5 protein-coding genes are annotated in these 11,182 nt (G+C 54.3%); all 5 read right to left on the bottom strand.

All coding sequences use genetic code 11. From position 1 onward, the window contains the following. Window positions 1-123 precede the first annotated feature (123 nt). From fusA to rpoB, 5 genes are read right to left on the bottom strand one after another with little or no spacing between them, the layout of a single operon-like run. Window positions 124-2,226 (bottom strand): elongation factor G, encoded by a 2,103-nt coding sequence (gene fusA, locus ACQY36_RS04935; protein ID WP_428071781.1) that lies wholly within the window; start codon window positions 2,224-2,226, stop codon window positions 124-126. A gap of 14 nt (window positions 2,227-2,240) precedes the next feature. Next, the gene (rpsG, locus tag ACQY36_RS04930; protein ID WP_428056857.1) at window positions 2,241-2,720 is read right to left on the bottom strand and encodes a 30S ribosomal protein S7; all 480 of its coding nucleotides are present in this window, start codon (window positions 2,718-2,720) and stop codon (window positions 2,241-2,243) included. A 23-nt stretch (window positions 2,721-2,743) separates the two neighbouring features. After that, complete coding sequence (gene rpsL, locus ACQY36_RS04925; protein WP_428056855.1) at window positions 2,744-3,124, bottom strand: 30S ribosomal protein S12; 381 nt, start codon at window positions 3,122-3,124, stop codon at window positions 2,744-2,746. 2 nt (window positions 3,125-3,126) lie between these two features. Next, the gene (gene rpoC, locus ACQY36_RS04920) at window positions 3,127-7,302 is read right to left on the bottom strand and encodes a DNA-directed RNA polymerase subunit beta' (protein ID WP_428056853.1); all 4,176 of its coding nucleotides are present in this window, start codon (window positions 7,300-7,302) and stop codon (window positions 3,127-3,129) included. A gap of 16 nt (window positions 7,303-7,318) precedes the next feature. Next, entirely contained in the window at window positions 7,319-11,179 is a 3,861-nt protein-coding gene (rpoB, locus tag ACQY36_RS04915; RefSeq protein WP_428056851.1) for a DNA-directed RNA polymerase subunit beta, read from the bottom strand. Between the last annotated feature and the right edge of the window lie 3 nt (window positions 11,180-11,182).

The raw sequence follows: 11,182 nt of genomic DNA, 5'->3' as shown, positions 1-11,182 counted from the left end.
AATCGTCCCGACGTTTACGTGCGGTTTGCTGCGGGAAAATTTTTCCTTTGCCATTTTGTTTACACTCCTTCAGTTAGCAGATGCAAACCTTGCGCCCGCTTGCACGGGCGCAAGGGAAAAGTTTTAAGCGGCTACTTTCTCCGCGGTGCGTTTTTCAATAATCGCTTTCGCAACGTTCGCGGGTACTTCGGCGTAGTGGCTCGGTTCCATCGTAAACGACGCGCGGCCCTGAGACAGGGAGCGGACGTTGGTGGCGTAACCGAACATTTCGGCGAGCGGCACTTCGGCGCGTACATAGCGCACGTTGCCTCTGACGCCCATTTCGCCGATTTGGCCGCGGCGGGAGCTCAGGTCGCCGATGATATCACCCAGGTTGGCTTCCGGAGCCACGACTTCCACTTTCATGATAGGTTCCAGAATGACCGGGCCGGCCTTCTTGGCGCCGTCTTTCAAAGCCATGGAAGCGGCGATTTTAAAGGCCATTTCGGAGGAGTCCACTTCGTGGAAAGAACCGTCATACACGGCCACTTTAATATCCACCAAGGGATATCCGGCAATCGCGCCGGAATCCAGCGCCTCGCGGCAGCCTTTTTCAATAGCGGGGATGTATTCTTTCGGAATACGGCCCTGGGTAACTTCGTTGATGAATTCAAACCCTTTGCCTTTTTCCTGCGGTTCCAGTCTGAGGAGCACGTGGCCGTACTGACCGCGGCCGCCGGACTGGCGCACGAATTTGGTTTCCTGGGTAACCGTCTTGGTGATGGTTTCGCGGTAGGCCACCTGCGGCGCGCCTACGTTGGCCTGTACGTTGAACTCGCGTTTCATGCGGTCCACAATGATGTCCAGGTGAAGCTCGCCCATACCGGAAATAACGGTCTGGCGGGTTTCTTCGTCGGTGCGCACGCGGAAAGTCTGGTCTTCTTCGGCCAGTCTGCCCAGGGCGATGCCCATCTTTTCTTCGTCGGCTTTAGATTTGGGTTCCACGGCAATGGAGATTACCGGTTCCGGGAACGTGATGCTTTCCAGCACAATCGGATGTTCGGGAGAGCAGATGGTCTGACCCACGCGGGAGTTTTTGATGGCCACGGTGGCGGCGATTTCGCCGGCGCCGAGTTCTTTGACTTCTTCGCGCTTGTCCGCCATCATACGCATCATACGGCCAACGCGTTCCGTGGCGTTTTTACCCGGGAAGAAGACGGCGTCGCCGGCTTTTAAGGTCCCGGAATAAATGCGGAAGAAGCTGAGTTTACCCACAAAGGGGTCGGTCTGCACTTTAAAGATAAGGCCGCAGAAAGGTTCGCTGTTGGAAGCCTTGCGGGTTACTTCTTCGCCCGTGTTGGGGTTGGTTCCTTTGACGGCGGGGACATCTTCAGGAGAGGGAAGATAGTCGTTTACGCAGTCCAAAAGCGGCTGTACGCCTTTGTTTTTATAGGAAGAACCGCAGATAACGGGGAAGAATTTACCGGTAAGCGTGCCTTTGCGGATGGCTTTTTTGATTTCTTCAACCGTAAAGTCCGTTTCGCCGCCCAAGTAACGTTCCATAATGGCTTCGTCAAAGTCGGCGAGCTTTTCAATCATTTCCGTATGCGCTTTTTTGGCGGCGTCTACGAGGTCGGCCGGGATTTCCACTTCGTTAAAAGTGGCTCCGTTATGGTCGCCGTCCCAGATGACGCCTTTCATTTTAACCAGGTCCACGATGCCGACGAATTTGTCTTCGGCGCCGATGGGCAGCTGGATCGGGCAGGCGTTGCCGCCCAATTTTTCTTTAATGGAGTTGGCGGAGCGGATAAAGTCCGCGCCGACGCGGTCCATTTTATTGATGTAAGCGATACGGGGAACACGGTATTTGTCAGCCTGGCGCCATACGGTTTCAGACTGGGGCTCTACACCCTGCACGCCGTCAAAGCAGCAAACGGCGCCGTCAAGAACGCGCAAAGAACGTTCCACCTCGGCCGTGAAGTCCACGTGGCCGGGAGTGTCAATGATGTTGAGCTGGCAGTCTTTCCACACGCAGTAAATGGCGGCGGAGGTGATGGTGATGCCTCTCTCTCTTTCCTGTTCCATCCAGTCGGTTACGGAAGCGCCGTCGTGCGTTTCGCCGATTTTGTGCACTTTGCCCGTATAGTACAGGATGCGTTCGGAAGTCGTGGTCTTACCAGCGTCAATGTGAGCGATAATACCGATGTTTCTGATTTTGCTTAACGGATAGGTTTTGAATTCAGCCATATCTTACTTCCCGATTACCATTTAAAATGAGCGAACGCGCGGTTGGCTTCGGCCATTTTATGCACGTCTTCGCGTTTTTTGAAGGCGGTGCCTTCTTTTTTGGCGCCCAGCATAATTTCTTCGGCCAGTTTTTCAGCCATCGGGCGGCCTTTGCGGCTCTGCGCGGCGCCGATCAGCCATCTCATCGCCAGCGAGCTGCTGCGCAAGGGTTTGACTTCGGTCGGCACCTGGTAGTTGGCGCCGCCGACGCGGCGGGCTTTTACTTCCACCAAGGGGCGCACGTTTTCAATGCATTTGGTGAAAACGTCAAGGGCGTTTTCTTTGGTTTTTTCGGCAATGATGGCCATCGCATCGTCAAGCAGACGTTCGGCGGTGGAAGTCTTGCCCGCAAAATTTAATTTGTTTATAAACCGCGAAACCAGCACGGAATTATATTTATAATCCGGCGCGGGCTGCGGTCTTCTGTCTCTGGGTCTTAAACCTTTTCTCGGCATATGTGTTTTTTAACTCCTAAAAATTATTTCGCGGCTTTGGGTCTCTTTACGCCGTAAAGAGAGCGGCCTTGTTTTCTGTTTTCAACGCCGGACGCGTCAAGCGCGCCGCGGATGATGTGGTAGCGCACACCAGGCAAGTCTTTCACACGGCCGCCGCGCACGAGCACGATGGAGTGTTCCTGGAGGTTATGCCCCACGCCGGGGATGTAAGCCGTTACTTCCACCTTGGAAGTAAGTTTAACACGGGCGACCTTTCTCAAAGCAGAGTTCGGTTTTTTAGGGGTCGTGGTATAAACACGGGTGCAGACGCCTCTTCTCTGGGGGCAGGACTGCAACGCCGGGGATTTGGTCCGGTTGGATTCTTTCGCCCGTCCGTATTTCACTAATTGGTTTACTGTTGGCATTATTACTTCTCTCCTGTTTCTTTGCGTTTTTGTTCAAACTCATCGGCGATTTGTCTGGCGGAAATACCCGTACCCGCCGGAATCAAATGGCCTACGATTACGTTCTCTTTCAGGCCCTGCAATTCGTCCACCTGGCCCGTAATGGCGGCGTCCGTGAGGACTTTGGTCGTCTCCTGGAACGAGGCCGCGGAAATAAACGATTCGGAAGCGAGGGACGCTTTGCTGATACCCAAAAGGATGGTTTCGGCGTCGGCTAAACGTTTGCCTTCGGCCTTCATCTTCGCGTTTTCTCTGAGCCAGCTCGCGCGGCTTAAGATTTCGCCTTTCAGGAAATGCGTGTCTCCCGCATCCAGAATTTTTACGTTCCCCAACATCTGACGGACAATAACCTCAATATGTCTGTCGTTAATTGTAACGCCCTGCAAGCGGTACACTTCTTGGATGGCGTTTAACAGGAACTCTTGCGCTTCTTTTTCGCCCTTCACGCGCAGCACGTCGTGAGGGTCAATGGCGCCGTCGGTCAGGGCTTCGCCCACGCCGACGTGGTCGCCTTCATATACGACAAGGTGTTTGCCCTGCGGAATGCTGTACTGCTTGACCTGGTTGGTCTCTTCGTTCCGCACGACCACCTCAATTAAACCTTTGGGCGAGGTTTCAAGGCTGACGATACCTTCAAACTCGGAAATAATTGCCGGGTTGCGGGGCCGTCTGGCTTCAAACAATTCCGCAATTCTGGGCAGACCGCCGGTGATGTCTTTCGTGCCGCCGGCTTCGCGCGCGATTTTCGCAAGCACGTCTCCGGGTTCCACGTCTTCACCGTTTTCCACCATCAGAATCGTATCAATAGGCAGCGGCAGGCTGATTTTTTTATCTTTGCCGTCAATGCTGATACGCGGGTTTTTCTTACCCATGCGGCTGGCGGTAATTTTTCTCTCGATTACGCCCGTTACTTTGTTGCGCTCTTCCTGCAAGGTGATACCTTCAATAACGTCAGTAAGTTTCACCGTGCCGGGCACTTCGGCCAGCACAGGAATAGAGTGCGGGTCCCACTCCGCGAGCAGGGAACCTTTTTTGACGGTCGCTTTATCCGCGGTGTACACGGAAGCGCCGTACTGAATCTTGTATTCTTTTATTGTACCATTTCCGGCTTCTACAAAGATAGAGCCGTTTCTGGAGATACAAATTTTGTTGTCGTAGCGGTTGGTAATGATTTTGATGTCTTTAAACGTTACCTTACCGTCTATTTCGGCCACCGCCTGGCTGCGGGAAAGCACGCGCGAGGCCGTACCGCCGATGTGGAAGGTACGAAGCGTAAGCTGCGTGCCGGGTTCGCCGATGGACTGCGCGGCAATAATGCCGACCGAGTCGCCCGGGTTGCTCTTGGAAGAGGTCGCCAGCGACAAGCCGTAGCATTTCGCGCACACGCCGAAGGGCGCTTCGCAGGTCAGCACGGAGCGGATGCGTACGGATTCCACGCCGTATTTTTTGACCAGTTTGCTCTGTTCCAGCGTAATGAGATCGCCTTCTTTAATGATGGTTTTCTCTTCTTCGCTGCCGTCGGCTTTTTTCACTTTGACCACGACGTTTTCCAGGCTGGTGCGGCCCAAAATACGTTCTTCAATGGGTTCCACCATTTCTTCGCCGCTCATCAAAGACTTAACGACAATGCCGTTATGCGTGCCGCAGTCTTCTTCCGTCACCACTACGTTATGGGCAACGTCTACCAGACGGCGGGTCAGGTAACCGGCGTCGGCCGTTTTCAAAGCCGTATCGGACAAACCTTTGCGTCCGCCGTGAGTGGAAATAAAGTATTCCAGCACGGACAGACCTTCGCGGAAGTTGGCGGTGATGGGGCTTTCAATAATTTCGCCCTGACCGCCGGTCAGTTTCTTCTGCGGTTTAGCCATCAGACCGCGCATACCGGCCAGCTGGCGCACCTGCTGGCGGGAACCGCGCGCGCCGGAGTCCGCCATCAAATAGACGGAGTTAAAGCGCTGGCCGCTGTGTTCTTTGTTGGCCGGATCGTATTTGGACTCTTCAAACTTTTTCATTTCTTTGAACAGTTCGTTGGCTACGTCGTCCGTAACGCGGGTCCAGATATCAATAACTTTGTTGTAGCGTTCGCCTTCGGTGATGATACCGGCTTCGGCCTGGGCCTGAATTTCTTTCACTTTCTTTTTGGCGTCGTCAATATATTTCTGTTTGACGGAGGGAATCGTCATGTCGGCGATGGAGATGGACAGGCCGGACAGCGTGGCGTAGTGATAGCCCATCTTCATAATCTTGTCCAAAAGCTGCACGGCTTCGTAGCGGCCGTACTTTTTGCTCTTGTAGCATTCGTCCACCAAGGCGGCCAGCTCTTTTTTGCCGATCGTCTTGTTGATGTATTCCCAGCCTTTAGGCATGGCCTGGTTGAAAATAATGCGGCCCACGGAAGTAAAATCTTTCCATTTGGAGGCGTCTTTTTCGTCTTTGCCTTCCAAACCCGGTTCCGGGATGGCGTTGATGCCGCGCACTTTGATTTTGGCGTGGTACGAGAGTTTGCCGTATTCCAGCGCAATCAGCGCGTCTTCTTTGCTGCCGAAAATGGAGCCTTCGCCGATGTCGCCTTCTTTGATTTTGGTCAGGAAGCTTACGCCCAAGACCATATCGTGCGAAGGAGCGGCAATCGGTTTGCCGGACGCGGGAGACAGAATGTTGTTGGACGCGAGCATCAGCGTGCGGGCTTCCATCTGCGCTTCCAGCGACAGCGGCACGTGAACGGCCATCTGGTCACCGTCAAAGTCGGCGTTGAAAGCGGCGCAGGTCAGCGGATGGAGCTGAATGGCCTTGCCTTCAATAAGCACCGGCTCAAACGCCTGAATACCCAGGCGGTGCAGGGTAGGGGCGCGGTTGAGCATAACGGGGTGGTTCTTGGTTACTTTTTCCAGGATGTCCCAGATTTCCGGGCGGACTCTTTCCAGCATCTTTTTGGCGGATTTAAGCGTTACGCCTTCTTTTTTCATCAATTCGCCGATGATAAAAGGTTTAAAGAGTTCCAGCGCCATCAGTTTGGGCAAACCGCACTGGTGGAGTTTTAAGTTCGGGCCGACCACGATGACGGAGCGGCCGGAATAGTCCACGCGTTTACCCAGCAGGTTCTGGCGGAAGCGGCCGTGTTTGCCCTTAATGCTGTCAGACAGGGATTTTAACGGTCTGCCGCCGGGCCCGATGAAGAATTTGCCGCGGGCGCCGTTTTCAATCAGGGCGTCCACCGCTTCCTGCAGGAGGCGCTTTTCGTTGTAAATCATTACTTCGGGCGCGCGCAGGGATTCAATGTGTTTCAAGCGGTTGTTGCGGTTGATGATTCTTCTGTATAAATCGTTCAGATCCGAAGCGGCAAAGCGGCCGCCGTCAAGCGGAACGAGCGGGCGCAGATCCGGCGGGATGACGGGCAGTACGCTTAAAATCATCCATTCCGGGCGGTTGCCGCTTTCCTTGAACTCTTCCATCGTTTTGATGCGGCGGATGAGTTTGGTGCGTTCCATTTCGCTCTGGGTGGCTTTTAACTGTTCGTGAAGGACAGGGATTTCTTTGTCAAAATCAATGCCTTCCAAAAGGGTTTTAATGGCCGGCGCGCCGATGTCCACTTTGAGTCTGGCACCGTGTTTTTTGCGGGCTTCGCGCACCTGCACGTCGGAGAGCAGGGTGCCTTTTTTGAAGTCCACGCGGCCGGTTACGCTGTCCACGCAGTCTTCAATCACCACGTAAGCGGCATAATACACCACGCGTTCCAAATCGCTCGTGCGCATATCCAGGATGATACCGATTCTGGACGGGTTTTTGCGCAGGAACCACACATGCGCCACGGGCACGGCCAGCTCAATGTGGCCCATGCGTTCACGGCGGACTTTGCTTTCCGTAATTTCCACGCCGCAGCGGTCGCACTTAATGCCTTTAAATTTTACCCAGCGGTATTTGCCGCAGGAGCATTCGTAGTCCTTGGTGGGGCCGAAAATGCGTTCGCAGAATAAGCCGTCGCGCTCCGGTTTAAGGGTGCGGTAGTTGATGGTTTCCGGCTTTTTGACTTCGCCGAAAGACCAGGCCATAATTTGTTCCGGACTGGCGATGCCCAGTTTAATGGCATCGAAGTCGAAGAAGTTGAGTTCGTTCAATTTTTTGACTTTTTTCGTTTGCATTTTTCAAATCCCCGGCTTATTTAGCGGCCCCGGCTTCTGCGGGCGCCTCGGTTTGGGCCTCTTCCGTTTGTTCGGCGGAGGCGGACGGCGCGGAAGCGCCGTCCTCAACCTTCTTTAGCAAATCAACGCTCAGGCCGAGCGCCTGGAGTTCTTTAATAAGCACTTTAAAGGACTCGGGCACGCCGGGCTGGGTGGGAGCTTCGCCTTTGACGATGGATTCATACATTTTGGTGCGGCCGACGAAATCGTCAGACTTCACCGTCAGGAATTCCTGCAGGGTGTACGTGGCGCCGTACCCTTCCATGGCCCACACTTCCATTTCGCCGAAACGCTGGCCGCCGAACTGGGCTTTACCGCCCAAAGGCTGGCGCGTAATCAAGCTGTAAGGACCCGTGGAGCGGGAGTGCACCTTGTCTTCCACCAAGTGGATCAGCTTCATCATATACATGTAGCCGATGGTTACTTTTTCTTCAAAAGGCTCGCCGGTTCTGCCGTCGTAGAGCGTAATGCGGCAGTAATCGTCCGGCAGGTATTTGGCCGCGTATTCTTCGCGGGCTTTGCCGGTGAGTCCCTTATCGTCCAAAATTTTCTCTTTAGCTTTGCGGATTTGTTCCACCACTTCCGCTTCGCTCGGTCCGTCAAAGACCGGGGTGGCGGCGTTGTAGTGGAGGTAATGCGCGGCCCAGCCGAGCATCGTTTCAAGCAGCTGTCCCACGTTCATACGGGAAGGAATACCCAGCGGGGAAAGCACGATGTCAAGCGGGGTGCCATCCGGCAGGAAGGGCATATCCTCTTCCGGCAGGATGCGGGCCACAACGCCTTTGTTACCGTGGCGGCCGGACATCTTGTCGCCCACGTGCAGTTTGCGTTTGGAAGCGATGTACACTTTAACGGATTTGTTCACCGTAACGGCGAGCTCGTCGCCCTGTTTGGAGAACTCAATCTCGCGTTCGTAGTGTTCCACGGCTTTCTTTTCCATCAATTTGTACAGCGCGTTGATGCGGGCTTCTTCTTTCTTGAGGTCCGCTTCTTTCTTGATGGATTCTTTGGCGTTGTTCAAAGCGCGTTTGCGCTGTTCTTTTAAAAGTTCCAGCGTGGAATCTTTTTCATCTTCCAGCGCGGCCAGGCGGGCTTTTTCTTCGGCCTTGGTCAGTTTTTCCTTGCGCACGAATACGCGGGTGCCCAGGATTTTGCCGCTGGTGCCGGGCGGAACGCGCAGAGAAGCGTCCACCACGTCGTCGGCTTTTTTACCGAAGATGACTTTTAACAGTCTTTCTTCCGGCGTCAGCTGCTGTTCGCCTTTCGGCGTAACTTTACCGACCAGGATGTCGCCGGGTTCCACTACCGTGGCCGGCAGCACGATACCGTCGTTGTCCAGGTGGGACAGCGCTTCCGCGCCAATGTTCGGAATATCGCGGGTGATTTCTTCCGCGCCGAGTTTGGTGTTGCGGGCGTCCACCGTAAATTCGTGCAGGTGGATGGAGGTAAACACATCGTCCTTCACCAGGCGGGAGGACACCAGGATGGCGTCTTCGTAGTTATACCCTTCCCAGCACATAAAGCCCACGAGCATATTGCGGCCCAGGGCCAGGTAGCCGTTGTCCATAGACGGACCGTCGGCAATTACCTGGCGGGCTTTTACATTGTCGCCCGCTTTGACGATAGGATGCTGGTTGATGCAGGTATCCTGGTTGGAACGTTTGTATTTCAAAAGTTCGTATACGTCGGAGGAACCGTCTCTGGTTTCCACGATGATTTTGGAAGCGTCGGCGAACTGGACGCGGCCGTCGCGGCGGGCCACAACGGCGGTGCCGGAGTCGCGCGCCACTTCGTGCTCAATACCGGTGCCCACGTACGGAGCTTCCGGCATTAAAAGCGGTACGCCCTGGCGCTGCATGTTACAACCCATCAGCGCGCGGTTGGCGTCGTCGTGTTCCAGGAAAGGAATCAAGGCGGCGGAAACGCTGATGACCTGCAGCGGGGAAACGTCCATATAGTCTACGTCTTTAGGCGCAATCATCGGATAGTCCGAGCGGACGCGGCAGGCGACCAAATCGGCGTCAATTTTGCCGTCTTTGCCCATCGGCGTATTGGCCTGGGCTACGTACTTGTCGTCTTCGGCGTCGGCGGTCAGTTCTTCCACCTGGTCCGTTACTTTGCCGCTTACCACTTTGCGGTACGGCGTTTCAATCAAACCGTATTTGTTTACCTTGGAGTAGCACGCAAGAGAAGTGATAAGACCGATGTTCGGACCTTCCGGGGTTTCAATCGGGCACACGCGGCCGTAGTGCGTATAGTGTACGTCGCGCACTTCAAAGCCCGCGCGTTTGCGGTTTAAACCGCCGGGACCCAAGGCGGACAGTCTGCGTTTATGGGTCAGTTCGCCCAGGGGGTTAATCTGGTCCATAAACTGCGAAAGCTGGGAGGTGCCGAAGAACTTGCGGATGATGGCCTGCACGGGCTGCGCGTTTACAAGCGCGCGGGGCGTGAAGGAAGTCAGCTCGCGGTTCATGCGGTCGCGCGCGGTTTTCGCCATCTGCGAAAGGCCCACGCGGATTTGGTTTTCCAACAGCTCGCCGATGCCGCGCACGCGGCGGTTGCCCAAGTGGTCAATGTCGTCCACTTTAAAGGTAAAGTCGTCGCCGTACATTTTCTGGGCGTCTTCGCCGGCGTTTAAGGCCAGGAGGTACTTCACCGTAACGATGATGTCTTCCGGGGCCAGGGTGCGGCGTTTTTCGGACGGAGTCGTGAATTTTTTGAATTTAAATTTGCTGATTAAATCAAACATCTTCGCAAATTTTTTGTTGATTTTGTAGCGGCCGACAAAGCTTAAATCGTATCTGCGGATGTTGTCAAAAATCAGGTTGTTGAGGAAGGTTTCCGCCTGTTCTTTCACGACGAAATCCTGCCCTCTCATCTTTTTGTAAATTTCGGCCTGGGCTTCGGCGGCGGTGCGGATGGAATCCTTGCGGTGTTCCAAGGTCGCCAAAATACCGGGGTCGTCCTGGCGCGGTTTGCCGGAAATGACTTTAATCGTTTTGACTTTCTTTTCAATTAAAGTTTTGAACAATTTGTCGTCAATCGGCAGGGCGGCTTTATCGTCCAGGTTCCACAGCACTTCGCCGGTGGCCGGATCGTAAATATCGTCCGCGGCGTAGCGGCCGATGACGCCGTCAATGTTAGAGGCTTTGACTTCAATGTCTTCGCAGTTGTAGAACGTCTGGATAATCTGTGCGTTGGTTTCCAGACCGCAGGCGCGAAGGAACGTGGAGGCCAGCACTTTTTTCTTCCGGTCAATGCGGACCCACAAAGCGTTCATGAGGTCAAACGAAAATTCAATCCACGCGCCGCGGTACGGAATAATGCGGGCCACGTAGAGGCGTTTACCGAAGGTAGACTGTTTTTTCTCTTCGTCTTCTTCAAAAATGATGCCCGGAGAGCGGTGCATCTGGCTGACGATAACGCGTTCGGCGCCGTTGAACACGAAGCAGCCGGCGTCGGTCATCAGGGGCAAATCGCAAAGGGTTACGTCCTGGTCGGACGCTTCTTTCATCTTTCCGTTTTTCTGCTTGACGTACAAGCGCATCAGGGCTTTTAAGGGAGCGGAGTAGGTGCTGTCGCGCACGGCGGCTTCTGCCGGGGTGGCGTAGCGGGGAGAGCCCAGTTCATATTTTAAAAATTCAAGTCTCATACTCCCGTCGGGAGCTTCAATAGGGAAAACGTCTTCAAAAGCGGCTTGCAGGCCTTTTAATTCCCGCTTGGCGGGAGGGACATCCAGCTGCAAAAAGTCTACAAACGACTGTTTTTGCATGTCCAGCAAATCTGGTAAGGGAAGCTTGGTGGAAATTTTGCCGAAATTTGTTTGTTTTTCAATCATTTC

The sequence above is a fragment of the Candidatus Avelusimicrobium alvi genome (assembly GCF_958451995.1).
Lineage (GTDB): Bacteria > Elusimicrobiota > Elusimicrobia > Elusimicrobiales > Elusimicrobiaceae > Avelusimicrobium > Avelusimicrobium alvi.
The sequence above is the reverse complement of the archived record's forward strand: the minus strand, read 5'-3'. Positions and strand labels throughout refer to the sequence as shown.